Annotated in this window: 24 protein-coding genes; 7 read left to right on the top strand and 17 right to left on the bottom strand. The window is 75.2% G+C overall.

Annotation, left to right across the window (positions count from 1 at the left end; translation table 11 throughout):
* Nucleotides 1-48: 48 nt before the first annotated feature.
* Nucleotides 49-549, bottom strand: a complete 501-nt coding sequence (locus ACIP93_RS28740) for a toxin-antitoxin system HicB family antitoxin (RefSeq protein WP_401763178.1) — start codon at nucleotides 547-549, stop codon at nucleotides 49-51.
* A gap of 341 nt (nucleotides 550-890) precedes the next feature.
* On the opposite strand from ACIP93_RS28740, the gene ACIP93_RS28735 reads away from it, so the two are divergent.
* The 3 genes from ACIP93_RS28735 to ACIP93_RS28725 are packed head-to-tail and all read left to right on the top strand — an operon-like array spanning nucleotide 891 to nucleotide 3,300.
* Nucleotides 891-1,763 carry an MEDS domain-containing protein gene (locus ACIP93_RS28735; RefSeq protein WP_401763175.1) on the top strand — a complete coding sequence of 291 codons (873 nt, stop codon included), beginning with the start codon at nucleotides 891-893 and terminating at the stop codon, nucleotides 1,761-1,763.
* On the top strand, nucleotides 1,760-2,713 hold the full coding sequence (locus tag ACIP93_RS28730) for an anti-sigma factor RsbA family regulatory protein (protein ID WP_401763172.1): 954 nt from the start codon (nucleotides 1,760-1,762) through the stop codon (nucleotides 2,711-2,713). Before ACIP93_RS28735 ends, ACIP93_RS28730 begins: the two co-directional genes overlap by 4 nt.
* 38 nt (nucleotides 2,714-2,751) lie before the next feature.
* On the top strand, nucleotides 2,752-3,300 hold the full coding sequence (locus tag ACIP93_RS28725) for a YciI family protein (protein WP_345225602.1): 549 nt from the start codon (nucleotides 2,752-2,754) through the stop codon (nucleotides 3,298-3,300).
* 30 nt (nucleotides 3,301-3,330) lie between these two features.
* Here the strand turns inward: ACIP93_RS28725 and ACIP93_RS28720 are convergent, their stop codons facing one another.
* The 6 genes from ACIP93_RS28720 to ACIP93_RS28695 all read right to left on the bottom strand — a co-directional run bounded on the left by ACIP93_RS28720 (nucleotide 3,331) and on the right by ACIP93_RS28695 (nucleotide 10,851).
* Nucleotides 3,331-4,122 (bottom strand): SAM-dependent methyltransferase, encoded by a 792-nt coding sequence (locus tag ACIP93_RS28720; RefSeq protein WP_401763168.1) that lies wholly within the window; start codon nucleotides 4,120-4,122, stop codon nucleotides 3,331-3,333.
* Nucleotides 4,123-4,181: 59 nt separating this feature from the next.
* Complete coding sequence (gene meaB, locus ACIP93_RS28715) at nucleotides 4,182-5,177, bottom strand: methylmalonyl Co-A mutase-associated GTPase MeaB (RefSeq protein WP_345225606.1); 996 nt, start codon at nucleotides 5,175-5,177, stop codon at nucleotides 4,182-4,184.
* Nucleotides 5,178-5,184: 7 nt separating this feature from the next.
* Nucleotides 5,185-7,416 carry a methylmalonyl-CoA mutase gene (gene scpA, locus ACIP93_RS28710; protein WP_401763164.1) on the bottom strand — a complete coding sequence of 744 codons (2,232 nt, stop codon included), beginning with the start codon at nucleotides 7,414-7,416 and terminating at the stop codon, nucleotides 5,185-5,187.
* On the bottom strand, nucleotides 7,416-9,302 hold the full coding sequence (gene mutA, locus ACIP93_RS28705; protein WP_401763161.1) for a methylmalonyl-CoA mutase small subunit: 1,887 nt from the start codon (nucleotides 9,300-9,302) through the stop codon (nucleotides 7,416-7,418). Before mutA ends, scpA begins: the two co-directional genes overlap by 1 nt.
* A 241-nt stretch (nucleotides 9,303-9,543) precedes the next feature.
* The gene (locus ACIP93_RS28700) at nucleotides 9,544-9,972 is read right to left on the bottom strand and encodes a VOC family protein (RefSeq protein ID WP_345225613.1); all 429 of its coding nucleotides are present in this window, start codon (nucleotides 9,970-9,972) and stop codon (nucleotides 9,544-9,546) included.
* A gap of 231 nt (nucleotides 9,973-10,203) precedes the next feature.
* A complete protein-coding gene (locus ACIP93_RS28695) occupies nucleotides 10,204-10,851 on the bottom strand; it encodes a maleylpyruvate isomerase family mycothiol-dependent enzyme (RefSeq protein ID WP_401763160.1) in 648 nt (215 codons plus the stop codon).
* Nucleotides 10,852-10,936: 85 nt separating this feature from the next.
* Between ACIP93_RS28695 and ACIP93_RS28690 the strand changes: the two genes are divergently transcribed.
* Entirely contained in the window at nucleotides 10,937-11,878 is a 942-nt protein-coding gene (locus tag ACIP93_RS28690) for a LysR family transcriptional regulator (RefSeq protein WP_401763158.1), read from the top strand.
* A gap of 97 nt (nucleotides 11,879-11,975) precedes the next feature.
* Here ACIP93_RS28690 and ACIP93_RS28685 read toward each other — a convergent pair whose 3' ends face one another.
* The 3 genes from ACIP93_RS28685 to ACIP93_RS28675 form a co-directional block, all read right to left on the bottom strand.
* Nucleotides 11,976-13,031 carry an enoyl-CoA hydratase/isomerase family protein gene (locus tag ACIP93_RS28685; RefSeq protein ID WP_401763156.1) on the bottom strand — a complete coding sequence of 352 codons (1,056 nt, stop codon included), beginning with the start codon at nucleotides 13,029-13,031 and terminating at the stop codon, nucleotides 11,976-11,978.
* Entirely contained in the window at nucleotides 13,028-13,288 is a 261-nt protein-coding gene (locus ACIP93_RS28680; RefSeq protein WP_401763155.1) for a hypothetical protein, read from the bottom strand. Before ACIP93_RS28680 ends, ACIP93_RS28685 begins: the two co-directional genes overlap by 4 nt.
* A 91-nt stretch (nucleotides 13,289-13,379) precedes the next feature.
* Nucleotides 13,380-14,936 (bottom strand): MFS transporter, encoded by a 1,557-nt coding sequence (locus ACIP93_RS28675; protein ID WP_401763152.1) that lies wholly within the window; start codon nucleotides 14,934-14,936, stop codon nucleotides 13,380-13,382.
* Between the two features lie 181 nt (nucleotides 14,937-15,117).
* Here ACIP93_RS28675 and ACIP93_RS28670 point away from each other — a divergent pair, with 181 nt between their 5' ends.
* Nucleotides 15,118-15,606: a GNAT family N-acetyltransferase gene (locus ACIP93_RS28670; protein ID WP_401763149.1), complete on the top strand. Its 489-nt coding sequence runs from the start codon at nucleotides 15,118-15,120 to the stop codon at nucleotides 15,604-15,606.
* 149 nt (nucleotides 15,607-15,755) lie between these two features.
* On the opposite strand, the gene ACIP93_RS28665 is transcribed toward ACIP93_RS28670, so the two are convergent.
* The 6 genes from ACIP93_RS28665 to ACIP93_RS28640 all read right to left on the bottom strand — a co-directional run bounded on the left by ACIP93_RS28665 (nucleotide 15,756) and on the right by ACIP93_RS28640 (nucleotide 22,366).
* A complete protein-coding gene (locus tag ACIP93_RS28665) occupies nucleotides 15,756-15,977 on the bottom strand; it encodes a hypothetical protein (RefSeq protein ID WP_401763146.1) in 222 nt (73 codons plus the stop codon).
* 106 nt (nucleotides 15,978-16,083) lie between these two features.
* Entirely contained in the window at nucleotides 16,084-16,464 is a 381-nt protein-coding gene (locus tag ACIP93_RS28660; protein WP_401763144.1) for a hypothetical protein, read from the bottom strand.
* A gap of 197 nt (nucleotides 16,465-16,661) precedes the next feature.
* Nucleotides 16,662-17,054: a hypothetical protein gene (locus ACIP93_RS28655; protein ID WP_401763142.1), complete on the bottom strand. Its 393-nt coding sequence runs from the start codon at nucleotides 17,052-17,054 to the stop codon at nucleotides 16,662-16,664.
* A 65-nt stretch (nucleotides 17,055-17,119) separates the two neighbouring features.
* Nucleotides 17,120-17,980, bottom strand: a complete 861-nt coding sequence (locus ACIP93_RS28650; protein ID WP_401763140.1) for a C40 family peptidase — start codon at nucleotides 17,978-17,980, stop codon at nucleotides 17,120-17,122.
* Between the two features lie 259 nt (nucleotides 17,981-18,239).
* Complete coding sequence (locus ACIP93_RS28645; RefSeq protein WP_401763138.1) at nucleotides 18,240-21,977, bottom strand: helix-turn-helix domain-containing protein; 3,738 nt, start codon at nucleotides 21,975-21,977, stop codon at nucleotides 18,240-18,242.
* Between the two features lie 92 nt (nucleotides 21,978-22,069).
* Complete coding sequence (locus ACIP93_RS28640; RefSeq protein ID WP_345225638.1) at nucleotides 22,070-22,366, bottom strand: hypothetical protein; 297 nt, start codon at nucleotides 22,364-22,366, stop codon at nucleotides 22,070-22,072.
* A gap of 118 nt (nucleotides 22,367-22,484) precedes the next feature.
* Between ACIP93_RS28640 and ACIP93_RS28635 the strand changes: the two genes are divergently transcribed.
* Nucleotides 22,485-22,676, top strand: a complete 192-nt coding sequence (locus ACIP93_RS28635) for a hypothetical protein (protein WP_345225640.1) — start codon at nucleotides 22,485-22,487, stop codon at nucleotides 22,674-22,676.
* A gap of 204 nt (nucleotides 22,677-22,880) precedes the next feature.
* On the opposite strand, the gene ACIP93_RS28630 is transcribed toward ACIP93_RS28635, so the two are convergent.
* Nucleotides 22,881-23,300 carry a CBS domain-containing protein gene (locus tag ACIP93_RS28630; RefSeq protein ID WP_345225642.1) on the bottom strand — a complete coding sequence of 140 codons (420 nt, stop codon included), beginning with the start codon at nucleotides 23,298-23,300 and terminating at the stop codon, nucleotides 22,881-22,883.
* 406 nt (nucleotides 23,301-23,706) lie between these two features.
* Here ACIP93_RS28630 and ACIP93_RS28625 point away from each other — a divergent pair, with 406 nt between their 5' ends.
* Complete coding sequence (locus ACIP93_RS28625; RefSeq protein WP_401763133.1) at nucleotides 23,707-24,708, top strand: MerR family transcriptional regulator; 1,002 nt, start codon at nucleotides 23,707-23,709, stop codon at nucleotides 24,706-24,708.
* Nucleotides 24,709-24,733: the final 25 nt, after the last annotated feature.

Genomic DNA, 24,733 nt, shown 5'->3' with positions numbered 1-24,733 from the left:
TCGGGCGGGCGTCCCCGCGGGTGGGGCGGGGGCTGTGCTGGTGCGGTGCTAGCGGGCCCAGCCGGTGAAACCGCTGTCCCCGGCCGGGGGGCCCTCCGTCGTACGGGACGGGGTGCGGGTGTCGAGCGCGGTCGCGGCGGCGCGCACCAGCCACGCGTTGAGCGACAGGCCCTCGCGGACCGCGGCCTCCTCCGTGCGGGCCTTGAGGCGCGGGGAGAGGCGCAGGTTCACGCGGGCGGTCCCGGCGTCGTCGCCCGGACCACCGGACTGCGGCGGGGCCGGGCGCACCGGGGCGCCGCTGTCGGCGGGCGGCAGCGTCACCACGAAATCGGGTTCGAGGCCTCGCATCCGTACGTCCACCGACCCGGGGGCGAGCTCCCGGGTGATCTCGTTCGCCGCGGCCGAGAGGACGTGCAGCAGGGTCAGCCGGGCCGCCGCGTCGAGGGGGGCGGTGAGCCGTTCCGCGAGCTCCCGGGCCTCGACACCGCCGACTCGGACGGCCGCCGCGAGTTCGCGGCGGAGGATGTCGACGTACGGGGTGAGGTCCATGGCGTCATCATGGCACCACATTGGCATCACAGGCAAGCGATCCGGAGGAATTCGCAGAATCGCAGGGACTGGCGGGCTGTGACCTGCGTCTGTGAAAGGGTTCCGCCTCGTGCCGAGAAGGCGTCATGGAGGTGAGGTGGGGCACGGTGGTGTCATGTGGTGCCACCTGGGGCCCGATGCGGCATCACGCCCCGGCATGCACCCACCGCGACCGCGCCCCGGCCGGCCGCCGACGACGTCGCGTGGACGGGTGCCCGGAGCGGAAGGCCCCGCGAGGGGTGCAGCCGGTGTGTTTTCATGGGTCGGACAACACAGGGAAAGCCGGGCGGGGGACGTACAGCGTGGCCGAAGCGCCGAAGGCGGTCGAGCCTCCCGTCCGGGCGGCGGTGGGGCGGCACTCCAGCATCGTCTACTCCGACGACCGGCGCTGGGCCGAGCACCTGTGCGCCTTCGTCCGGGACGGCCTGGACCGGCACGAGGCGATGCGCTACTTCGCGTACGCCACCGAGCCCGCGCAGGTGCTGCGCACCCTGAGCGACGCCGGCATCGACGCCCAAGAGGCGGCGCGCAGCGGGCAGTTGACCGTGACGAACGTGGCCGCACCGCACCGGGGCGACGCCGTCTTCGACCCCGACGGCCTGATCGGCCAGTGGCACGAAGGAGTGGACGCGGCCTTCGCGGACGGCTACCGGGGCCTGCGGGTGATCGGTGAGATGTCCTGGGCGGAGCGGGACACGGACGACGCCGACCGCATGCTGGAGTACGAACTGCGCGTCCACCACGAGGTCTTCGAGCGACTGCCGCTGACCGGCTGGTGTTTCTACGACCGGCGACTGATGTCCGAGGAGCGATTGAACGTGCTGGCGGGCGCCCATCTGACGCACCGGGGGGACTCCGTCGCCGAACCCACCCTGCAAGTGGCACCGCTGGACGGCGCCCCCGGCTTCCTGCTCAACGGCTCGGCGGGCTGGGACACGCGGCGCACCGTCGCCGCCGCTGCCGCCGCCCTCGTCCGCACTCCGCACCCCCGCCCTGAGCTGGACTTCTCCGCCCTCCAGCACCTCGACGCCGACTCCCTGGTCACCCTCGCCCAGGCCGCCGCCCGCCGTCCCGGCGGCGCCCCCCTGCGGATCAGGCAGGCGCCGCCGACGCTGCGACGCCTGCTCGACCTGTTCCCGGAGCTCGGCTCCACGATGGAGGTCGTCGTCCGATGACCACTGACTCCCCCGTGGCCGCCGCGTCCGGCCGCAGGACCCCCTTCTTCCACCCGGCCCTCTTCTACGCCACCCCCGACGCCTACCTCGACGGCGTCGGCGGCTTCCTCCGTGACGCCCTGGCCGAGGGGCAGCCCGCCCTGGTGGCCGTGCCGGGGCCCAACCTGGCCCTGCTGCAGGACTTCCTCGGCGCCGCGGGCACGGACGTCACCTGGGTCGACATGACCCGGGCCGGACGCAACCCCGGGCGCATCCTGTCGATGCTCCAGGAGTTCGCCGACCGCACCGACGGACGCCGGGTCTCGATCGTCGGCGAGCCGATCTGGGTCGGCCGCACCCCGGCCGAGGCCCTGGAGGCCACCCGCCACGAGGCCCTGATCAACCTGGCCTTCGAGGGCCGCGAGGTCGGCATCCTGTGTCCCTACGACACCGCCCTGCCCGCCGACGTCCTGGCCCAGGCCTACCGCACGCACCCGGTCGTCGGCGGCCCCGAGCCGTACCGTGCCAGCCCGCGCTACAGCGACCCGCGCGAGGTGTGCCGCGACTGCGACCTGCCGCTGCCCGAACCGCGCGAGGCCGTCGCCCTCGACTTCGACCTGGACGCGCTGGCGGACGCCCGCGACGAGGCCGACGCCTGGGCGCGGGCCGCCGGCCTGACCAGTGCCCGGCGTGCCGACTGGCTGCTGGCCGTCGGCGAGGCACTCAGCAACTCGGTGCGCCACGGCGGCGGCCGGGGGGTGCTGCGCATGTGGCGCGACGGCGGCTCGGCGGTCGCGGAGATCAGCGACCGGGGCCTGCTCGCCGACCCCCTGACGGGACGCCGCCGCCCCGACCCGTTCGCCGCGAACGGCGGGCGCGGCGTGTGGATCATGCACCAGTTGTGCGACCTGGTGGAGATCCGGGCGGCGGAGCGGGGACTGGTGCTGCGGCTGCACCTGGACCTGGGCTGAGACCTGTTCCGGCCGTCCCCCGTGGGTGATCATGGGGCATGGAATTCTTCTGCTACCACCGGGACCGCACGGGCTCGCTGCCGCTGCGCGAGGCGCTGGGGGAGGCGCACTGGTCGTACATGGACACGTACGCGGAGCGACTCCGCGCCCGGGGGCCGGTGTTCACCGCCGACGACGTCCTCGTCGGCAGTGTGCACATCGTCGACCTGCCGGGGCCGGACGCCGCCCGCGCGTTCGCCTTCGACGAGCCCTGCTACCAGGCGGGCGCCTACCGGGACGTGCTGGTCCGGCGCTGGCGCGACGCGCTGGGGCGCACCATGTGGGAGTTCCCGGGCGGCCCCGACGACGACGGCGACCGGTACCTGGTGCTCGGGCTCGGCGAGGGGGCGGCCGCCGACCTGGAACCGCCGGCCGACCGGGACCGGCTCATCGCGTACGGATCGCTGCTGTCCGACGACGGCGGCACCTGGGTGGGCACGGCGGCGCTGGTGAGCGCCCCGGACGCGGACTCGGCGCGCGCCGTCCTGACCGAGGACCGCTACACGGACATCGAGGTGCACCACTGGCAGTTCGGCGGCCGGCGCTGAGGGACCGCGGCGGCGGCCCGGACGCCGGGGTCACGGCTTGCGGCCGACGCCGCCGAACATGGCCACCTCCGGGGGGAGCCGGCCGTCGCCCTCGGGCCGCCAGTGGTTGCACGAGACCAGCCCGGGGGCGAGCAGGTCGAGACCGTCGAAGTAGTGCGCGATCCGGTCCGGGGTGCGCTGGGTGAGCTTCGGCGTGCCGTTCTCGTTCCAGAACGCGACGGCCTCGTCCACGTCCGGCATCGCCGGGCTGGTGATCGTGTGCGAGAGCACCAGGTGGCTGCCGGACGGCAGGGCGTCCATCAGCCGGCGCACGAGAGAGTACGACTCGGCCTCGTCCTCGATGAAGATCACGACGCCGAGCAGCATCAGGGCGACCGGCTGCGACAGGTCGAGGGTCCTGGCCGCGTGCGCGAGGACGCCGTCGACATCGCGCAGGTCGGCGTCCGCGTACGCGGTGCGGCCCTCGGGCGTGCCGGTGAGCAGCGCCTGGGCGTGGGTGAGGACGACGGGGTCGTTGTCGACGTACACCACACGGGCGTCCGGTGCGACGCGCTGGGCCACCTCGTGCGTGTTGTCCGCGCTGGGCAGGCCCGTGCCGACGTCCAGGAACTGGCGGATGCCCACCTCGCCGGCGAGGTGGCGCACCGACCGGCCGAGGAACGCCCGGTCCGCGCGGGCGTAGTCGCCGATGCCCGGGTGCAGGGCGCGGATCCGGTCGCCCGCCGCCTGGTCGACCGGGTAGTTGTCCTTGCCGTCCAGCCAGTAGTTCCAGATCCGGGCGGTGTGCGGGCGGGTCGTGTCGATGCGTGAAGCCGCGGTCATGCGGGATCTCCCGGTGTCCTCGAGTGCGCCGAACCTGTGTGCCGCCCGGCCCCCCCGGGTCACCGGCCGGGCTGCTCGCCGAACGCCTCCAGGATCCTTTCCGCCGCCAGCGTCGCCGTCAACTCCCCGTCCCGCAGGCCCCGTTCCACCCCGGGGGTCACGTCACGCACTCCCGGATGCGAGCGCAGCCGCTCCAGGAGCTCGTCGCGGACCATCGACCACGCCCAGTCGACCTGCTGGTCGGCGCGCTTGGCGGCCAGGCGGCCGGTGGAGTCCAGGAGCGTACGGTGCTGCTCCAGCCGGTCCCACACCGTGTCGAGCCCCGCCGACTCGCGGGCGCTGCAACTGAGCACCGGCGGGGTCCAGGCCGCGTCGGCGGGGTGCATGAGGCGCAGCGCGCCCGCCAACTCCCGTGCCGCGGAACGCGCGTCGCGTTCGTGCGGGCCGTCCGCCTTGTTCACCGCGACGACGTCCGCCAGTTCCAGGACGCCCTTCTTGATGCCCTGGAGCTGGTCGCCGGTGCGCGCCAGCGTCAGCAGCAGGAAGGTGTCGACCATGTGCGCCACGGCCGTCTCCGACTGCCCGACGCCCACCGTCTCCACCAGTACGACGTCGTACCCGGCGGCCTCCACCACCACCATCGCCTCACGCGTCGCCCGCGCCACCCCGCCCAGGGTGCCCGCCGAGGGGGAGGGGCGGACATACGCGGCCGGATCGACGGCCAGCCGCTCCATCCGGGTCTTGTCGCCCAGGATGGAGCCGCCGGTACGGCTGGAGGAGGGGTCCACGGCGAGCACCGCCACCCGGTGGCCCAGCCCCGTCAGCATCGTGCCGAACGCGTCGATGAACGTCGACTTGCCGACACCGGGGACCCCGCTGATGCCGACGCGGCGCGCCGAGCCGGAGTGCGGCAGCAGCGCGGTCAGGAGCTGCTGGGCGAGCACCCGGTGGTCGGCGCGGGACGACTCGACGAGGGTGATCGCACGGGCCACGAAGGACCGCTTCCCGTCGAGCACGCCCTTGGCGTACGCCTCGATGTCGATCTTCGGGGGCATGCGGTTCTCACTCCCCGCCCGGCGCCGCCGGCTCGTGGCCCAGGTCCGCCGCCAGCCGCCGCACCAGGTCGAACGCGGCGTCCGGGATGACCGTGCCCGGCGGGAAGACCGCCGTCGCACCCGCCTCGTGCAGCGCGGGCACGTCCTGCGGCGGGATGACACCGCCGACGACGATCATCACGTCCTCCCGGCCCTCCGCCGCCAGCTCCTCCCGCAGCGCCGGGACCAGGGTGAGGTGCCCGGCCGCGAGGGACGACACGCCGACGATGTGCACGTCCGCCTCGACGGCCTGCCGCGCCACCTCCGCCGGGGTCTGGAACAGCGGGCCGACGTCCACGTCGAAGCCCAGGTCGGCGAAGGCGGTCGCGATCACCTTCTGGCCGCGGTCGTGCCCGTCCTGGCCCATCTTGGCGACCAGGATGCGCGGCCGCCGGCCCTCCGCCTCGGCGAAGGCGTCGACCAGGGCACGGGTGCGCTCCACGGAAGGGGACTCTCCTGCCTCGTTGCGGTACACACCGGCGATCGTACGGATCTGGCCCGCGTGCCGCCCGTACACCTTCTCCAGCGCGTCCGAGATCTCGCCGACGGTGGCCTTCGCGCGTGCCGCGTTCACGGCGAGCGCGAGGAGGTTGTCGTCGAGGCCGCCGGAGGCGCCGCGCTCGGCGGAGGCCGTCAGGGCGCGCAGGGCGTCCTGGCAGGCCGCCTCGTCGCGCTCCTCGCGCAGCCGCTTCAGCTTGGCGATCTGCTGGGCGCGCACCGAGCTGTTGTCGACCTTGAGGACGTCGATCTCCTCGTCGGTCTCCACCCGGTACTTGTTCACGCCGATCACCGGCTGACGGCCCGAGTCGATCCGCGCCTGGGTGCGGGCCGCGGCCTCCTCGATGCGGAGCTTGGGGATGCCCGCGTCGATCGCCTTCGCCATGCCGCCGGCCGCCTCCACCTCCTCGATGTGCTGCCAGGCGCGCCGCGCCAGGTCGTACGTCAGCTTCTCCACGTACGCGGAACCGCCCCACGGGTCGATGACCCGGCCGGTGCCCGACTCCTGCTGGAGCAGCAGCTGCGTGTTGCGGGCGATGCGCGCCGAGAAGTCCGTCGGCAGCGCGAGGGCCTCGTCGAGGGCGTTGGTGTGCAGCGACTGGGTGTGGCCCTGGGTCGCGGCCATCGCCTCGATGCAGGTGCGCGGCACGTTGTTGAAGACGTCCTGCGCGGTCAGCGACCAGCCCGAGGTCTGCGAATGGGTGCGCAGCGAGAGGGACTTGGGGTTCTTCGGGTCGAACTGCTTGACCAGCTTGGCCCACAGCAGGCGCGCCGCCCGCAGCTTGGCGACCTCCATGAAGAAGTTCATGCCGATCGCCCAGAAGAAGGACAGCCGGGGCGCGAACGCGTCGACGTCCAGGCCGACTTCGAGCCCGGCGCGCAGGTACTCCACCCCGTCCGCGAGGGTGTACGCCAGCTCCAGGTCGGCCGTCGCCCCCGCCTCCTGGATGTGGTAGCCGGAGATGGAGATGGAGTTGTAGCGCGGCATCTTCTGCGAGGTGAACGCGAAGATGTCGGAGATGATCCGCATCGAGGGCTTCGGCGGATAGATGTAGGTGTTGCGGACCATGAACTCCTTGAGGATGTCGTTCTGGATGGTCCCCGCGAGCTTCTCGGGCGGCACCCCCTGCTCTTCGGCCGCCACGATGTACAGCGCCAGCACGGGAAGCACCGCGCCGTTCATCGTCATGGACACCGACATCCTGTCCAGCGGGATGCCGTCGAAGAGCTGGCGCATGTCGTAGATGGAGTCGATCGCGACACCCGCCATGCCGACGTCGCCGGTCACCCGCGGGTGGTCGCTGTCGTACCCCCGGTGCGTCGGCAGGTCGAAGGCGACGGAGAGGCCCTTCTGCCCGGCCGCGAGGTTGCGCCGGTAGAAGGCGTTGGACTCCTCGGCGGTGGAGAAGCCCGCGTACTGGCGGATCGTCCACGGCTGGTTGACGTACATGGTCGGGTAGGGGCCGCGCAGGTACGGGGCCACACCCGGGTAGGTGTTCAGGAAGTCCAGGCCCTCGGTGTCCCGGTCGGTGTAGAGGGGCTTGACCGGGATGCCCTCGGGCGTGTCCCAGACGAGGTCCGCCACGTCGCGCCCGGTCGACTCCTTGACGGCGGCCTGCCACTGCTCCTCGGCGGGAGCGGCCTTCCCGGACGCGAGCGGAACCTGGGAGAAGTCGGGAATCCCCGGGGAGTCGGTGCCCATCACTTCACTTCCATGCGGTCGAGGACGGAGGTGAGCGTCGCCACCGCGTCCGAGCCCGCGAAGACGAACGCGTCCACGCCGGCACTCCGGTACGTCTCTTCGGCTTCCCCGGGGCGGCCGGCGAGGAACACCGTCCGCGCCCCCGCGTCCTTGAGGGCGCGTGCCACGTCGGCCGCCTGCTCGGCGTACAGGGCGTCGCTGGAGCAGAGGCAGGCGACGCCCGCACCGCTGGCGGCGAACGCCTCCGCAGCCGTCGCGGCGTCCACCGTCACCGGGTCGTGGACCGGCTCGATGCCGCCCGCCTGGAAGAGGTTCGCGGCGAAGGTGACCCGCCCGGTGTGCGCGGCGGCCGGGCCCAGCGCGGCCAGGAAGACACGCGGGCGCGCCCCGGTCCGTGCCAGGTGCGCGTCGGAGCGGGCCCGCAGCGCCTCGTACGCCTCGTCGCGCCGGACGCGGGGGAGCCCCCCGGCGGGCCGCTCGGGGGCGGGGTCGCGGCTGACCTCCCGCTCGGCGAGCAGCGGGAACTCGCTGACGCCGGTGATGGGCTCCTTGCGCCGCGCGAGGTCCTTCGAGCGGCGCTCCCAGGCGGCGGCGATCCGGTCGGCGACCAGGCCCGAGCGCAGGGCGTCGGCCTGGCCGCCCGCCCGCTCGATCTCCTGGAACCACGCCCAGGCGGCCTCGGCCACCTGGTCCGTGAGCTGCTCCACGTACCAGGAACCGCCCGCCGGGTCGACGACCCGGGACAGGTGCGACTCCTCGACCAGGATCGTCGAGGTGTTGCGGGCGATCCGGCGGGCGAACGCGTCGGGGAGTCCGATCGCCTGGTCGAAGGGGAGCACGGTGACGGCGTCGGCGCCGCCCACCCCGGCCGCCATGCAGGCGATCGTGGTGCGGAGCATGTTCACCCAGGGGTCGCGGCGCGTCATCATCACCGACGACGTCACCGCGTGCTGCCGCTGGGCCCCGGCCTCCGGTGCGCCGCACGCCTCGGCGACCCGCGCCCACAGGCGGCGCGCCGCACGGAACTTGGCGATGGTCAGGAACTGGTCGGCCGTCGCCGCGTACCGGAAGTCGAGCTGCCCGCAGGCCGCTTCGACGCCGAGCCCGGCCTCGGTGAGCTGCCGCAGATAGGCGACCCCGGTGGCCAGGGAGCAGCCCAGCTCCTGGGCGGCCGACGCGCCCGCCTCGTGGTACGGCAGGGCGTCCACCACCAGGGCGCGCAGTGACGGGTACTGACGTGTCGTCAGCTGTGCGAGCCCGGTGGCCGAGGCCGTCAGGGCGGGATCGTGGACGCCGGTACGGGCGGCGCAGCCCAGCGGGTCCGCGCCCAGGTTGCCGCGCACGTCCTGCGGTGCCAGGCCGCGCAGCTCGTACAGCCGGAGCATCTCCCGTGCGGCGGTGTCGAATTCGGCCCCCGCGTCCAGGGCGACGGGCGCCAGGTCCAGAAGGACGCCCTCCAGTGCCCGCTCCAGGCCGGACACCGGGAGCCCGGCGCCGCCGACGGCGAGCCAGAGCGAGGACACGCCGTTCTCCAGGTCCGCCAGCACGGCTTCGTTGGCACGCGCCGGATCGGGGCGCTCGTGCCGCTGCCGTACGTCCCAGCCCCCCGCGGCCGTCGTGCCCGCGGCGAACGCCCCTCGGGTGAAAGGTGCGAAACCGGGCAGTCCGGGCGAGTCGCCCCGGTGGACGGCGTCGTCGGCGGTGTACAGCGGGCGTGTCGTCAGCCCGTCGTCGAGGGAAGTGGAGAGGGCTTCTTCGGCCGCGTGCCCCGTGACGTCTTTACCCGATTTGCGCAGCACGCCTTCCACCAGGCGCTGCCACTGCTCATGGGTCGCATCAGGGAACTCGGCGGCCAGGGAGAGCCCGTCGTCAGGCAGGACCGTCATGCTCAGATGCTAGGGCAGCCCGGCAAAGGAGCAGCAGGGGTAACCGTTGTGACCTTGACCTCTCCTGACCTGCCTTGATCCGTTCGGCCGAATGCCCTAGGGGAGCGGAGGCCGGGCCTTCCCGCGACCCGGCGGCCCCGGGAAGGGGCTGCCCGGCCCCGGAGCCCCCGGGGCGCCGTTCTCCGGACGCCGGACGCCGGACGCCGGAACCGGCCCCGCGCCCGGGGGGCGCGAACTGCGCTCAGGCCAGCCGCAGTTCACCCTCCGGCTGCTCCCGGCCGCCGCCGGTCGGCGAGGCGACCAGCGAGAAGGGGTGTCCGGCCGGGTCGGAGAAGCGGCGCACGTCCCGGCTGAGACCCGTGTTGTTCGGGGTCTCCAGCGGGCGGGCGCCCAGCCCGATCACCTCGCGCTCCGCCTCGTCCATGTCCTCCGTCGCCACCAGGATGCGCAGGTGCGCCTGCTGGGAGTCGTCGGGGCGCGGCCAGCTCGGCGGCGCGTACCCGTGGTCGCGCCGGATCGCCAGGTGCACCCCGTTGTGCCCGACGATCTCCACGAAGTCCATGTCCTCGCCCCGACGGGTCTCCGCGTCGAACAACCGGGCGTAGAACTGGGCCAGTTCGTCCGCCTCCGAGCAGTCCAGCACCAGTACCGTCCGCTTTTCCACCGCCATGTCCAAGCCCCGTCTCTGCTTCAGCCGCGCGATGCCGTGCCCGTCGTGCGACACCGCTGTGTGCTGCGGGTACCCCCGACGGGCGGGGAAACGCCATCGGGAGGGCGACGGACTTCCCGGGGCGGCGGGGCACCCGTACGCGGCACCCCGCCCCCGTGCGGACCCGCGAGTCTGCGGCACCCCGCCCCCGCACGGGCCCACGAGGGTGCGGCTCCCCGATCCCGTGCGGGCTCACGCGGAGGTGAAGCGCCCGGCCGCCTCGCCGCGCAGGCGTCCCGGCGGCACCTTCCGCCCGAACAGCACCGCCACCAGGTCCTGCGCCGCCCCGGTCACCTCGCTGCCGCTGCCGTACGACCACTCCAGGTCCTCCGCCCGCAGCCGTACGCCGCCCAGCTTCGCCCCGAAGAACCGCGCGCTCATCGGGCCCGCCGTGCCCAGCACCACGCGCAGCCGGTCCTGCGGCACCCGCCGGTCCAGGCCCAGCGGGATCGTGATGTCCAGGCCGTGCACCACGTCGTGGCCCAGCGCCGCCGCGACGCCGCCCACCGGGGGCGTCCACGGGTGCTGCGCGTGTTCCCGCAGCGCGGACGCCATCTCCTCGCGGGACATCCCCCGCGCCTCCCGGCGGGCGACCCGGTCGGCCATCCGGTCCATGCTGCCGCGCGCGCCCACCAGCTCCCGCACCACGCTGCGCAGGGGGTGGCGGAAGCCGAACGACAGGTGCGCCGCCACCTCCCGCACCCGCCACCCGGCGCACAGCGTCGGCTCGTCCCAGCGTTCCTCCGGCAGCCGGTCCAACAGGTCGGCCAGGTCACGGCGTTCGGCCGCGACGGCTTCCCTGATCGTCGCGTCGTCGGCCCGCAGCTTCGTCTTCGCCATGCCGACAAGGGTGGGCGGCCCACGCGCACAAGTCCAAGAAGGGTTCCTGCTGGCGGTCAGCAGCTCGGCTTCTAGCATCACCGGCATGGAACTGCGCCAACTGCACTGCTTCGTCACCGTGGTGGAGGAGGCCGGCTTCACCCGCGCCGCCGCCCGCCTGCACCTCGCCCAGCCCGGGGTCAGCGCCCAGGTGCGGCAGTTGGAGAAGGAGCTCGGGCAGCGACTGCTCGACAGGTCGGGGCGCACGGTCGTCCTCACCGAGGTGGGCGAGGCGATCCTGCCGCACGCGCGGGCCGCGCTCGCCGCCGCCGACGCGATGCGCGAGACGGCCGCGCAGTTCGGCGGCCTGCTGCGCGGGCGGGTCAGGCTGGGCTCCCTGCTGGGCGCCCCGCCGGGGACGTTCGACCTGGCGGAGGCGCTGGCCGACTTCCACCGCACGTACCCGGGAGTCGAGTTCTCGCTGACGGAGGACACCTCGGAGCGGCTGCTGGCGGCCGTGCGGCGCGGCGCGCTGGACATGGCGCTGGCCTCGCCGGCCGAGGAGACGCCCCCGCCCGGCGTGGACCTGGAGATCCTGCTGGACGAACCGCTGGTGGCGGTGGTCGCCGACGCCGACCCGCTGGCCGGGGCGGCGGCCGTCCCGCTCGCCGCCCTCCGCGACCGCCCGCTGATCACCCTCCCGTCCGGCACGGGGGTGCGGGCGGTGTGGCAACGCGCTTGCGCCGAGGCCGGATTCGCGCCCCGCGTCGCCTTCGAGGCGTCCGCCCCGCAGGCCCTGCTGCATCTCGCCGCGCGAGGTTTCGGGGTGGCCGTGCTGCCCGCGGGCATCGCCCGGCAGCGCGGCCCCGGGCTGCGCACGGTCGCCCTCACCGACCCCGTCCCCCGGGCGCGCGTGGCCCTCGCGCACCCGGCCGGGGGACCGGCGGGCCCGGCCGCCCGCGCCTTCCTCGGCCACCTCTCCGGCGCGCTCCGGGGCGGGTTCACGGGCGCGGGCACCGCGGCCGGCCCGCTGCCGCCTTCCGGATGATCCCCGCCCGGGCCCGTGGTCCTGCCGGCGCCGACACGCGCATTCCGCCCACGGGCCGCCCGCGCCGAGGCCCAGCCGACGGACCCAGCCGACGGACTCAGCCGAACGTCAGCTCCCGCCCCGGCCCGCGCGGCGCGAAGAACCCGGCCACCGTCTGCGCGTCCACCGCCTCCAGCGCGGCCGGCGACCACCGCGGGGCACGGTCCTTGTCGACGATCTGCGCGCGCACGCCCTCCACCATGTCGGGCCGGCGCAGCGCCACGCACGACACCCGGTACTCCTGCTCCAGCACCGCCTCCAGCGAGCCCAGCGCGCGGGCCCGCCGCACGGCCTCCAGGGTGACCTTCACCGACGTCGGGGACTTCGCCAGGATCGTCCCGGCCGCCTCCTTGGCCGCCCGCTCCCCGCTGTCGGCCAGCCGCCGGACGATCTCCTCGACGGTGTCCGCCGCGTAGCAGTGGTCGATCCACGCACGGGCCCGCGCGAGCACCCCCTCCTCCGGAGCCGACGCGTGCCGCCGTACCGCCTCCGCCGCCGGTACGGACGCCAGGTCGGCCCGCAGCGCGTCCAGCCGCCGCGCCGGTACGAAGTGGTCGGCCAGCCCGCACAGCAGCGCGTCCGCCGCGCCCACCGCGTCCCCCGTCAGCGCGAGATGCATGCCCAGTTCCCCGGGCGCGCGGGACAGCAGGAACGTGCCGCCGACGTCCGGTACGAAGCCGATGCCGGTCTCGGGCATCGCCACCCGCGAACGCTCGGTGACGACGCGCACGCTGCCGTGCGCGCCGACCCCGACGCCGCCGCCCATCACGATGCCGTCCATGAGGGCGACGTACGGCTTGGGGAAGCGGGCGATCCGCGCGTTCAGCCGGTACTCGTCCCGCCAGAACTCCTCCGTGGCCGTCCCGTCGCCGTCGCGCGCGTCGTCGTGCATGGCGCGGATGTCGCCGCCCGCGCACAGGCCGCGTTCGCCCGCGCCGGAGAGGACCACGGTGTCGATGCCCGGGTCCCGCGCCCAGGCGTCGAGCGTCGCGGCCAGGGTGCGGACCATGGGGTGGGTGAGGGAGTTGAGGGCCCGGGGCCGGTTGAGCACGAGGTGCCCGGCGCGGCCCTCGACGTGGACGAGGACCGGGGGCGGGGTCTGCTGATCGGTCATGCGTGCGCCTTTCGGGGGAGGGGAGGCGGAAGCGGGTCGCGGACGGTGCGTCGGCCGTGCGTGTCGGCGGCGGACAGCGGCCCGCCGCGGCCGTCACCGGGCCGGTGCGCGCGGATGCCGTCCGGCCTGCGTACGGCCCCGGCGGGGCCGTCGCCCGGGCGGAGCCCCGGGAGTCCGGCGGGGCCGCCGGCCGGGCGGGGCCCCACCGCCTCGGCGGCTGTCCCGCGCAGGATGCCGGTGGGCTCGTCGATCCGCATGATCGCCAGGCTAACGGCACCCCGCGCGGCCCTCCGGCGCGGTCCCGCAGGTTCCCCCGGGCCTCGGCGGGCATTGTCCGCCGAGGCCCGGTCAGTGGGCGTTCTCCGTCGGCCGCAGGTCGCGCGGCACCCACACCCACGCGATCACCGCCGCGCCTAGCGTGAGCAGCGCGCCGATCAGGAAGGCCGGGGTGATGGCCGTCGTGTACGCCGCCGAGACCGTCTCCAGCAGCGAGCGGCCCGCCTCGCCGCCCAGGCCCTGCGCCACGTGCGCGGCCTCGCCGACCGAGCCCCGGACGGTCTCCGCCGTCGCCCCGTCCAGGCTCAGCGCGGGCAGGTTCGCGCGGTACAGCGCGGTGGCCAGGCTGCCCAGGAGGGCGACGCCGAGTGCCGCGCCCAGCTCGTAACAGGTCTCCTCGACGGCGGCGGCACCGCCGACCTCGTGCGCCGGGGTCGCCGCCATCAAGGTCACCGAGGCGACCGTGGTGGCGACGCCGACGCCCATGCCGAGGACCGCCAGCGCGACGGCGACCGCCGGATAGCCGATCGGGGCGAACTGCTGCACCGTCCACGGCAGGGCGAGCCCGGCCGTCATCACGAGCAGGCCGAGGCCCAGCACGTGCCGGATCGGGAAGCGCTGCATCAGGGCGGGGGTCACCATCGAGGTGACGACCAGGCCGAGGGAGGCGGGCAGCAGGCGGACGCCCGCCTCCAGGGGCGTGTACCCCTGCCCGTACTGGAACCACTGCGTCACCAGGAAGAGCACCGCGCCCATCCCGACCATCCCCAGGAAGATCGACACGGCGGCGATGGAGAAGGACCGGTTGGTGAACAGCCGGACCTGGAGCAGCGGGCTCTCCAGACGGAGCTGACGGCGCACGAAGACCGTCAGCGCGACGGCGGCGAGCACCAGCAGCGCCCACGGCAGCGGGTCGGCGAAGCCGCTCTTGCCCAACTGCTTGATGCCGCCCGCGAGGGCGAGCATGCCGACGACCGACTGGCCGACGCCCCACCAGTCCCAGCGGCCACTGCGCGGCGCGTGCGACTCCGGCAGGAACCAGGCGCCCAGCGCGATGACCAGGGCGGCCACCGGCAGGTTCAGCAGGAACGCCGACTGCCAGCCGAAGTCCTCCACCAGCAGACCGCCGACCACCGGGCCGAGCGCCATGCCGCCGCCGAAGACCGCCGCCCACACGGCGTACGCGAAGGCCCGCTCCTTGGCGTCGGTGAAGACGTGCCGGAGGATCGACAGGGTGGACGGCATGATCGCCGCGCCGCCGACGCCGAGCAGCGCCCGCGCGCCGATCACGTGCCACGCCTCGGTGGCGAACACCGCGAGCAGCGACGCCAGCGCGAAGACCGCGAAGCCGGTCAGCAGCATCCGCTTGCGGCCGAACCGGTCGCCCAGCGCGCCCGCCGTCACCAGCAGTCCGGACAGGGCGAGCGCGTACACGTCGATGATCCACAACTGCTCGACCGACCCCGGCTGCAGATCGGACACCAGCGAGGGGAACGCCACGTTGAGGATCGTGGTGTCCATCGAGATCAACAGCAGGCTGCCCGACAGGATCGCCAGAACGATCCAGCGCCGGGGGTCCGGCGACGGGGCGGCCTCGGCGTCGGGCCGGATGGCGGCGGGGGAGGACATGAGACATCCGTTTCGGTGAGAAGGGCGTCGAGACGAGACTGGCCAGCCTCGTATGAGACGCCAGTGTCTCACACGGAAGAGTAATGTCCCACTTTTTTTATGAGGGGGCCGCGCGCCCGTCTGCCGCCGGTACGGAAAAAGGGGCTGGTGGCGGGCCCCCTCCGACCGGCACCCTGTCCCCATGCTGATCAGAGAAGCCACCGCCGACGACTGGGCCGCGATCTGGCCCTTCTTCCACGAGATCACCGCGGCCGGTGACACCTTCACCTTCCCCGTCGACCTCGACCGCGAGAGCGGCCGCGGCTGGTGGATGCTGAACGCCCCGAACCGCACGGTCGTGGCCGTGGACGACGACGGCACCGTCCTCGGCACGGCCAAGATGAACAACAACCAGCACGGCAACGGCGCCCACGTCGCCAGTGCCAGCTACATGGTCGACCCCGCCCACGGCGGCCGCGGCGTGGGCCGCGCCCTGGTCGAGCACACCCTCGACTGGGCCCGCGCCCAGGGCTTCCGGGGCATGCAGTTCAACGCCGTCGCCGCCACCAACACCCACGCCGTGCGGCTCTACGAACGCCTCGGCTTCGGCGTCGTCGGTACGGTCCCGGACGCCTTCCGGCACCCGGAGCACGGATACGTCGGCCTGCACGTCATGTACCGCGCGCTGTGACCGGCTCCCGGGGGGCGCCCGGGACCGCGTCCGTACGGACCGTGCTGGACCGCGTGGTGCTGCCGGCGCTGGACGCGCTGCACGCGGACTGGGACACCGCGCGGGGCCCTGGACGCCGTACGGCACCCAGGGCCCCGCGGGGAACCGGATCAGCCCTGGTCGCGGCCGGGCTCCGACGCCGCGCGGCGGACCGGACCGGACCGGTCGCCGTCCGGGTGCTCCGTGCGGAGGCGTTCGGCCCGGCGTTCGACGGACGGGCGCGGGACGGCCTCGGGGGTGCGCTGCGCGATCGGTGACGGGCCGGTGTCGGAGGAGCGGCGGACCTCGGCGCGGATCATGGCGTTCAGGGCGACGAACGGGTCGAAGGGCATGGCTGATGTGTCCTTTGCGGTACGGAGGGGACCCCGCGCACCTCTGACGGGCGCGGGCCGGCACGACGTACCGGCCGCGACGAGCCGGAGCCGGTACGGGGCCCTCTCAGCAGCGCAGCACCGCCCACCGCGCCGCGTGCGGCGCGGAGCCACGGGCGGGGAACGCGCGGGGCGGCCGGGCGGGCGAGGTGCGCGCCCTCCGCGTCGGCGGGCCGTTGCGGAGCCGCGCCCGGCCCGGGGCGGGCGGGGGCTGAACCCGGCGCCCACCGCCCGGCAGCAGCCGCAGTTCGGGGTCGGCGGAACCGTCCGGGACTCCCTCGCCCTCGGCGGGCCCCGGACCCGGCAGCACGCCCGCCGACCGGGCGTCGGCCCCGGCGACCGCGCCGTCCGTGCCCGGCTCCGCGCCCACCAGCAGCGCGCACACGGCGGTGAACGCCAGCAGCGCGACGAGCACGCGCCGGAGCACCGTCCGCGAAGGGAGGGGCACGCAAGCCATGGGGCACAGGTCCCCCCGCGCGCCGCCGCGGCGGCCCCGCCGACGCCGTTTTCCCCTGATCGTGGTGCGCCGAACGGCGCAACGCCGCCCGTGCTCCGCCCCCGGCGAGGAGGGCGGCCCACGGGCGGCGCGTCCGGCAGCCCGTGCGGGGGCTGCCGGACCGGTGGCGGATCAGGCGGACGAGGACCTCAGCACTCCTTCAGGTGGGGCGCCGGGTCGACCGGGGTGTGCACGTCGACAGCGGGCATGTTGCCCCACCGGCCGTTGTCGAGCTTGGTCCAGTACCAGATGTCGTTGCCGCCGTCGTGGCGGTCACCGCGGCCCCAGCACTGGAACCAGCTGAACGACGTGTTCATCTGCCCGCGCACCTCCGAGTTGAACGAACGGTGGGCGAACCCCCTGGCGCCCGGCCTGTTGCCGCAGTACAGCTTCCCGTCGGACCGCACCCCGCACTCGGCGGCGACGCCCTGCGGGGCGGCGACTGCCTGCGGGGCGGCGGCCCCGGGGGCGCTCGCCGCGGTGAGCCCGGCGGTGAGCGCGGCGGCGGCGAGGGCGACGGCGAACTTCTTGGTGGGGTTCATGAACTGCTCCTGATTTCTCTGTCGGTGGGGGACCTGCGGGATGTCGGCAGAGCCGGCGTGCGGAGTCACGGGCAGGTCGGCACGCCGTCCAGCCAGGCCGGTCCCTTGATGTAGATGTTGGTGATCCACGACTTGTGGTCGGGCAGGTACGACCAGGCGTCGTTGGTGATGCCCTCGGCGGTCACCGGCTGGGCGCGCTTCTGGCACTGGATGCGCACCGCCGTCGGCCCGGCGAACTTGTGCACCCGCGGGCTCGTCGTGGACGGCTCGGTGTGCGTCCACACGTCCGTGCCCCAGGTGCTGTGGCGGGTGCCCTGGCCGGGAGCGGCGCTGACGCGCACCGCGCCGAAGTAGTCGCCGCCCAGCCGGACGTCACTGACCATGATCTTGGTGCCGGACTCCCTGGCCTCGACCATCTTCCCGGCGCCCAGGTAGATCGCGATGTGGTGCACCTTGCGGGCGTTGCCCCAGACGACGAGGTCACCCGGCAGCAGCGGCCCGAGCCCCTGCGCGGCGGTGAAACGCGCGCTCACCCGCCCGGAGTTGTACTGGCTGTGCGCGTTGCCGTTGAGGATGTCCTGACCGGTGGCCTGCGCGTACGCCCACCGCACGAAGCCCGAGCAGTCGAACCCCTTGCGGTAGGGGTCCTGGGAGCTGTCCGGGTCGCTCGGGTCGACCTGCCCGTACGTGGGTCCGGGCTGCGGCCCGTGCCCGCCGCCCCAGGAGTACCAGACGCCGAGCTGTGTGCAGGCGGCCCGCACCGCCTTCTCGGCGGCGGCGGAGGCGCCGGAGGACAGGACGTCGCAGGCCGCCGGCGCCGGTGCCGCCGCGCTCGCCTGACCGAGCGTCAGCGGGGTCGCGGCGAGGGCGAGGGCGGTGAGGAGGGCGGCGGCGGTCCGGGTGGGATGGCGGGTGCGGTTGTGCATGGGAGGTCCCCGTTCGTCGTGGTGAGCGTGTCGCCGGAGGTGTGTCCGGCCCTTTCGAGACTGGGCGTCCGCCACCGTGACTGTCGAGACTCCTGGTGTCTCCCGACGCGAAGGGAAACGGGAAACGCCCAGGGAAACCGGGGTACGGGGATCTCGGGGCCACCAAGTCACCGGGCCGCTGAGCCGCCGGGACGCTGAGACCACCGGGCCGCCGAGACCGCCGGACCGCCGAGCCCCGCCGACGACGCGTGACACGCGCTCAGTCCCGCGGGCACCCGGCCAGCTCGCACACCGCCTTCTCCCGGCGGTCCACCGAGGTGTCCCACAGCCGGACCGTGCCGTCGTTGCTGCTGCTGGCGAGCAGCCCCGTGCCGCGGTCGAAGGCGATGCCCCACACCGCGCCCTGGTGGCCGGCGAGGGTCGCCGTCGGCAGCCGGCGGGCGGCGTCCCACAGGCGCACCGTGCCGTCACTGCCGCTGCTCGCCAGGACGTCGCCGCCGCCGGGCGCGAAGGCCACCGCGCGCACCGCGCCGCTGTGCCCGGTGAGCGCCGCGACGGTGGCACCGCGCGCCAGGTCCCACAGCCGGACGCCGCCGTCGTTGCCGCCCGACGCCAGGGTGCGGCCGTCCCCGGCGAAGGCGAGCGCGCGCACCGACCCGGTGTGCCCGTGCAGCACCGCGCCCGGCCGCCCGTCCCGGACGCCCCACAGACGTACCGTCAGATCGTCGCCGCCACTGGCGAGAGTGCGCCCGTCGGGGGCGAAGGCCACCGCGTTGGCGAAGTCCCGGTGCCCGGTCAGCGTCGCGGCGGGCCGCAGCGTGCGGGCGTCCCAGAGCCGTACCGTGCGGTCCGCGCTCGCCGACGCCAGCCGGTGCCCGTCCGGCGACCAGGCAAGACCCAGCACCGAACCGGTGTGCCCGGTGAGGGACTTCAGCAGGCGGCGCGAGCCGATGTCCCACACCCGCACCGTGCGGTCCGCGCCCGCGGAGGCGAGCCGGCGGCCGTCCGGCGACCACACCACCTGGAACACCGACCCGGTGTGCCCGTCCAGCGACCCCCGGGGCCGGTGCGCGCGGGCGTCCCACAGCTTCACCGTGCGATCGGCGCTCGCGGCCGCCAGCCGGCTCCCGTCCGGCGAGAACGCGGGCTGCCAGGACTCCGCGAACGGGCGCGTGGTCAGCGCCGCCCGCCCCAGGTCCCAGCGCACCACCGTCCCGTCGAAACCGGCCGTCGCCAGGACGGTGCCGCTCCCGACGGCGACCCCCAGCACGTAGTCGGTGTGCCCGGACAGCGTCGCCACCGTGCGCCGGCCCGCCACGTCCCACAGGCGGGCGCCGCCGTCACCGCCGGTGCTCACCACGGTGGTCCCGTCCCGGAAGTACGCCACGGAATTGACGTCGTCGCTGTGCCCCGCCAGCACCTGGAGCACCTGCCGCCGCCGTACGTCCCACAGGCGCACGGTGCGGTCCGCGCCGCCGGACGCGACCTGCCGGCCGTCCGGCGACCAGGCGACCCCCAGCACCCCGTCACCGTGTCCCGTGAGCACCGTCGCCGGCGCCCGCTGCGCCACCTCCCACAGGCGCACCGTCCGGTCCGTGCCGGCGGACACCACGCGCCGCGCGTCCGGCGACCAGGCGACGGCCATCACCACGTCGGTGTGGCCGTGCCACGTCGTGCGCAGCGTGTGCCGCCGCGCGTCCCACAGGCGTACGGTGCGGTCCGCGCCGCCCGTCACCAGGGTGTGCCCGTCCGGGGCGAACGCCACCGCCCGCACCGCGCCGCTGTGCCCGAGCAGCGTCCCGGCCCCCTGGTGGTCCCGCACCCGCCACAGCCGTACGGTCCCGTCCACGCCCGCCGACGCGAGCACCGCGCCGTCCGGGCTGAACGCGAGCCCCAGCACCTGTCCGCCGTGCCCGGTCAGCACCGCCAGCGACCGCCGGTGCCCCGGACCGCCCCACAGCCGCACGGTGCCGTCGTTGCCGCCCGACGCCAGCGTCAGCCCGTCGGGGGCGAACGCGACCGCGTTCACCGGCCCGGTGTGCCCCCGCAGCCGCCCCGCGAAGGGCTGCGCCTGGGTGCTGAGCAGCGCGCCGCGCGCCTCCACGGTCGGCGCGGTGCGGTACGCGCGCAGGGCCAGCCGCATCGCCTCCTCGGGCCGGCCGGCGGCGAGTGTCTGGGCCCGCACCGCCATGGCCTGCGACTGGGCGGTCAGCCTCTCCCGATAGGCGCGTTCGCGCTGTTCGTACGCCACCGTGCCCGCCCCCACCGCGAGCACCAGCAGCGCCGCCAGCGTGGCCAGCAGCACCCGGCGGGTACGCACCCGCAGCGTCTCGGTGCGCTGCCTGGCCCGTTCCTCCGCCTGCCCCGCAGCGATGAACTCGGCCTCGGCGGGCCCCAGTTCGACCCGGGCGTCACGCTGCTCGGCCCACCGGGTGAGCCGGTGCAGCCGCGAACCCCGGGGGAGGAGCGCCGGGTCGCGGCCGGCCCGCGTCCACTCGGCGGCCGAAGCGGCGAGCTGCTGGCGCAGCAGCAGGCCCGCCCGGTCGGCGTCGATCCAGTCCCGCAGCCGGGGCCAGGCCCGCAGCAGGGCCTCGTGCGTGATCTCCACGCGGTCCGCCCCGGCCGTGAGCAGCCGGGCCGCGACGAACGCGTCGAGCGCGGCCTGCGCGCCGCGCGGATCGGGCAGCCGGGCCACCAGGTGCTCCCGCCCGCTGCGCCGCCGCGACTCGCTGCCGTCGTCCCCCAGGTGCACCAGCCGCACCAGCAGCCGCCGCGCCATGTCGCGCTCGCCGGGCAGCAGGGCGGTGAACACCTCCTCCGCGCTGCGCGCGACGGCCCCGCGGATGCCGCCGGTCCGCTCGTACCCGGCGACGGTGAGGGTGTGCCCGGTGCGGTGCTGCCAGGTCACCCGCAGGGCGTGCGCGAGCAGCGGCAGCGCCCCGGGGGCGTCCGGCCCGCGCCCCGCGGCCGCCCCCGCCCCCAGGTCGCGCAGCAGCAACTCGACGAGCCCCGGCTCCAGGGCCAGCCCGCACCGGTCGGCGGGCAGCGTCACCGCCTCGCGCAGCTCGTCCTCGCTCATCGGCCCGAGGGCGAACAGCCCGTGCGTGAACACCGGTACCAGTGCGGGCACTTCGAGGCACCGCCCGGTGAAGTCCGCCCGCAGTCCGAGCACCACGACCGCCGGCCCGCCGGGCCCGGCGAGCGCGCACAGCGCCCCGACGAAGGCCTGCCGCTCCCGCGCGTCGCCGCACAGCGTGAAGGCCTCCTCGAACTGGTCGACGAGCAGGACGGGGCGTGAGCCGCCGCCCGGGCCCCCCGCCGTGCGCAGCACCTCGGCGAGCCGCTCCGGACGTACCGCCAGCGAATCCGGTGTGACGTCGTCCGGTACGGCCTCGAAGACCTCGCCCACGCACCGCAGCAGCTCCCTCAGGGGGTGCGCCGTCGGCGTGCACAACGCCACCGGCCACGCGTGCGACCCCGGCACCGGCAGTTCCCCGCGCCGCAGCGCCGGCACCAGACCGGCCCGCAGCAGCGAGGACTTGCCCGCGCCCGACGGCGCCGCCACCACCAGCGGCCCGGTCCCGGCCCGCTCCGCCAGCCTGGCCAGCAGCGCGGCCGTGGCCCGCTGCCGTCCGAAGAACCACCGCGCGTCCGGTACGTCGAAGGAGGCGAGCCCCCGGTACGGGCACTCCCCGGCGGAGGCGTCGGCCGCCGCGCCCGCCGCGTCGGGCTCCGCCGGGGAGGTGCGCGGCGCCGGGACGTCCGGCACGAGCCGCAGCAGGGTGCCGCCCGCGCCCAGCACGTCGTCGCAGCGGCGCGCCACGTCGCAGGTCGGCGGCTTGCCCCCGGTCTCGATCTTGCTGAGGTAGCCCTTGCTGTAGTGGACCGACCGGGCCAGCGCGGAGAGCGACATCCCGCGCTCGGCCCGCAACCGCCTCAACTCGGCCCCGAACGCGCCGGATTCCTCGCGGGGGCGTGTGCCCCGTACCCCGTCCATGCCCGGCACCGTACCGCGCGGACATGGACATTTCAGCCGTCACCGGGCACATTCACCTGAACTCGCGAACGCGGCCCCGTCCCACCCGCGGCTCAGCCGCCGTCCGTCGAATCGAGGTCCAGCTCGTCGGCGTACTCCTCGCCGGTCTCGTCCCCCGCGGGCTGCGGAAGCTCCGGTTCCTCCTCGGCGAGCAGTTGGTCCAGGGACTCGCCGCGCCGGGCCTCCTCGGCGGTCGTGCCGAAGGACTCGGCGGGCGACCAGTGGTCCGGCGGCGTGATGCCGGAGTCCAGGGGGTCGTAGTCCAGCCGGTCGGTGATCAGGGTGTCCTCGGCGTCCAGCACCCCGTCGTCCTCGGGGAGGCCGCCGTCGCCGTCGTACGTGTCGCTCATGACCCCACGCTGCCGCACCCGGACGGAGCACGCATCCCGGAGGTGCGGACCGCGCGCAGGGGCACAAGAATCGAGGCAGAAGAGGCAGAAAACGGACGACACCACCGAAGGAGACGGCATGAGCGCCCAGGGCCCCGACCCGTCCGAAGTGACCCCCGACAGCCGGCTGCACAGCGGCGGCAGCGACGACGCGACCCCCGAGGACCTGGTGCTCGCGTCGGGCCGTGACCTGACCCCCGAGAACCTGGAGTGGGCGCGCCGGCGACTGGAGAAGGAGGGCCGCGCCGCCATCGAGGGCGAACTGCCCTGACCGGCCGCGATCCTGTCCGCCGCGCGATCCGTCCCGGCCCGCCGCGCGACCGGCCCTGACCTCTGCCGCGAGCCGCCCCGGCCCGCCGCGCGGGCCGTCCCGGAGTGCCGCGCGCCAGTCCCGGCCTGCCGCGTTCCGTCGCGGCGCGCCTGTGCCCCGCCCGGACACGACGACCGGGCGGGGCACACCCGCGGTGTACGGGCCTCAGCGCCCGGCGTACACCGCGCTGACGAACGTCACCAGTTGGTCGGCGGGCAGCGCCCGGGCGAGGTCGGCCTCGGTGACCATGCCGACGGGCGCGCCGTCCTCCAGCACCAGCAGCCGCCGGATGCGCGCGTCGCTCATGATCCGTACGGCCTCGTCGGCGTCCGCCGAGACGTCCACGGACAGGGGGGCGCCCTCGGCGAGGTCGCCCGCGGTCTTCTTCGACGGGTCGTGCCCCGCCGCGACGCACTTCACGACGATGTCGCGGTCGGTGACGATGCCGGTGAGCGTGCCGTCACCGCCCTCGACGGGAAGCGCACCGATGTGGTGCTCCCGCATGAGCTGGGCGGCCCGGTCGAGGTTCTCGGTCGCCGGGATGGTCCGGACTTCGGGGGTCATCAGGTCACGGACGGTGGTCATGGGGAGCCTCCGGATGTCGGTGGGAAGAACGCACCGTCATGCTCCGGCGGCCTCCCCGCGAAGGCGACCGCACACTGCCGTACGGGTGACGCCCGGGGGAGGAGGGGCTTCGCCGACGAGGGCGGGCGGCGCGGCACGCGCGCCCCGGAGGTCCGACGAGGGGATCGCCGTCCCGCCGGACGGATGCCGGCGGGCCACGGGCGGCCGATCATCCGCCCGTGACACCACCCCGCAGCCCGGTCCGCCCAGCTCAGCTCCCCGCAAGGGCGCTCCGCACCTCCTCCGCAACGCCGGCGACGGAGGACGCGCATGCCGTGGACCCGGCTGCTGTTCCTGCGCGGCCCACCTTCGCCGCAGTTGTGCGAAGCGGGCAACTCGCGTCGCTCGTGCGTCGTATCGTCGGCCCATGAACGGCAGTCGGCGCAGCAACGGCGTCCCGTCGCGTCCCCTCCCGCCCGGCGCGGGAATGACCACCGGGGACGTCGCCCGTCGGCTCGGCGTCGCCCCCACCACCCTGCGTTCCTGGGACCGCCGCTACGGGATCGGCCCCGCGGTCCGTGACGACGGCAGGCACCGCCGCTGGTCCCCCGCGGACGTGGAACTGCTGGAGCGCATGTGCGCGCTGACCGCGCGCGGCGTCCCGCCGGCCGAGGCGGCCAGGCTGGCCGGGGAGAGCGCGGCCGGGCCCGCCCTCCCCCCGCCGCCCCGGCCGCCGGGCCGCGGTGCGGGGGTGCCCGCCCCCCGGGACCCGGCGGACGGCGTTCCGGCCGGGACCGTGCGCGGGCTGCGCAAGGCCGCCGTGCGCCTCGACTCGCCGCTCATCGACCGGCTGCTCGCGGCGACCGTCCACGCGCACGGCCTCACCGCCTCCTGGGAGGGGGCGATGTCCCCGGCCCTGCGGGCGATCGGCCGCACCTGGGCGAGCTCGGGCGACGCGGCGGCCGAACGGTACGTGGAGGCGGAGCACCTGCTCTCCTGGCACATCTCCACCACCCTGCGGCGCAGTGCCGACATGCAGGAGACCGGCGGCGACCACCCCGTCCTCCTGGCCTGCCTGCCCGGCGAGATGCACACCCTCGCCCTGGAGGCCCTCGCCGCGACCCTCGCCGAACGGGGGCTTCCGGTACGCATGTTCGGCGCGGCCGTACCGCTGCGCGCGCTCGGCGAGGCGGTGCGCCGGACGGGCCCGCGCGCCGTCGTCCTGTGGTCCCAGACCCGCCCCACCGCCGACCGGGCCGTGCTCGGCCTGATCCGCTCCACGGTGCGCGGCATCCGGGGCGCCCGCACCCACCCGGCGGTCCTCGCCGCCGGACCCGGCTGGGCGCGCACCGCCCCCAGCGAGGGCGTGCACCGGCCGCACAGCCTGGCCGAGGCGCTCGAACTGGTCGAGTCGGCCCCGTACTCCTGACGGAACCGGCGCCGCCCCCGGGCCG

The organism is Streptomyces sp. NPDC088745, assembly GCF_044751045.1.
Lineage (GTDB): Bacteria > Actinomycetota > Actinomycetes > Streptomycetales > Streptomycetaceae > Streptomyces > Streptomyces cremeus.
Note: the sequence above shows the minus strand (reverse complement) of the source record. Positions and strands in the feature narration are given on the sequence as shown.

Bases quoted from the DNA above. Each gene is read 5' to 3' on its own strand.
- ACIP93_RS28655 (WP_401763142.1), bottom strand. From the start codon at position 17,054: ATGAACCCCACCAAGAAGTTCGCCGTCGCCCTCGCCGCCGCCGCGCTC.
- ACIP93_RS28645 (WP_401763138.1), bottom strand. From the start codon at position 21,977: ATGGACGGGGTACGGGGCACACGCCCCCGCGAGGAATCCGGCGCGTTC.
- ACIP93_RS28635 (WP_345225640.1), top strand. From the start codon at position 22,485: ATGAGCGCCCAGGGCCCCGACCCGTCCGAAGTGACCCCCGACAGCCGG.
- ACIP93_RS28680 (WP_401763155.1), bottom strand. From the start codon at position 13,288: ATGCGGATCGACGAGCCCACCGGCATCCTGCGCGGGACAGCCGCCGAG.
- ACIP93_RS28690 (WP_401763158.1), top strand. From the start codon at position 10,937: ATGGAACTGCGCCAACTGCACTGCTTCGTCACCGTGGTGGAGGAGGCC.
- meaB (WP_345225606.1), bottom strand. From the start codon at position 5,177: ATGCCCCCGAAGATCGACATCGAGGCGTACGCCAAGGGCGTGCTCGAC.
- scpA (WP_401763164.1), bottom strand. From the start codon at position 7,416: ATGGGCACCGACTCCCCGGGGATTCCCGACTTCTCCCAGGTTCCGCTC.
- ACIP93_RS28740 (WP_401763178.1), bottom strand. From the start codon at position 549: ATGGACCTCACCCCGTACGTCGACATCCTCCGCCGCGAACTCGCGGCG.
- ACIP93_RS28685 (WP_401763156.1), bottom strand. From the start codon at position 13,031: ATGACCGATCAGCAGACCCCGCCCCCGGTCCTCGTCCACGTCGAGGGC.
- ACIP93_RS28720 (WP_401763168.1), bottom strand. From the start codon at position 4,122: ATGACCGCGGCTTCACGCATCGACACGACCCGCCCGCACACCGCCCGG.
- ACIP93_RS28675 (WP_401763152.1), bottom strand. From the start codon at position 14,936: ATGTCCTCCCCCGCCGCCATCCGGCCCGACGCCGAGGCCGCCCCGTCG.
- ACIP93_RS28670 (WP_401763149.1), top strand. From the start codon at position 15,118: ATGCTGATCAGAGAAGCCACCGCCGACGACTGGGCCGCGATCTGGCCC.
- ACIP93_RS28725 (WP_345225602.1), top strand. From the start codon at position 2,752: ATGGAATTCTTCTGCTACCACCGGGACCGCACGGGCTCGCTGCCGCTG.
- ACIP93_RS28700 (WP_345225613.1), bottom strand. From the start codon at position 9,972: ATGGCGGTGGAAAAGCGGACGGTACTGGTGCTGGACTGCTCGGAGGCG.
- ACIP93_RS28695 (WP_401763160.1), bottom strand. From the start codon at position 10,851: ATGGCGAAGACGAAGCTGCGGGCCGACGACGCGACGATCAGGGAAGCC.
- mutA (WP_401763161.1), bottom strand. From the start codon at position 9,302: ATGACGGTCCTGCCTGACGACGGGCTCTCCCTGGCCGCCGAGTTCCCT.
- ACIP93_RS28625 (WP_401763133.1), top strand. From the start codon at position 23,707: ATGAACGGCAGTCGGCGCAGCAACGGCGTCCCGTCGCGTCCCCTCCCG.
- ACIP93_RS28640 (WP_345225638.1), bottom strand. From the start codon at position 22,366: ATGAGCGACACGTACGACGGCGACGGCGGCCTCCCCGAGGACGACGGG.
- ACIP93_RS28650 (WP_401763140.1), bottom strand. From the start codon at position 17,980: ATGCACAACCGCACCCGCCATCCCACCCGGACCGCCGCCGCCCTCCTC.
- ACIP93_RS28630 (WP_345225642.1), bottom strand. From the start codon at position 23,300: ATGACCACCGTCCGTGACCTGATGACCCCCGAAGTCCGGACCATCCCG.
- ACIP93_RS28730 (WP_401763172.1), top strand. From the start codon at position 1,760: ATGACCACTGACTCCCCCGTGGCCGCCGCGTCCGGCCGCAGGACCCCC.
- ACIP93_RS28665 (WP_401763146.1), bottom strand. From the start codon at position 15,977: ATGCCCTTCGACCCGTTCGTCGCCCTGAACGCCATGATCCGCGCCGAG.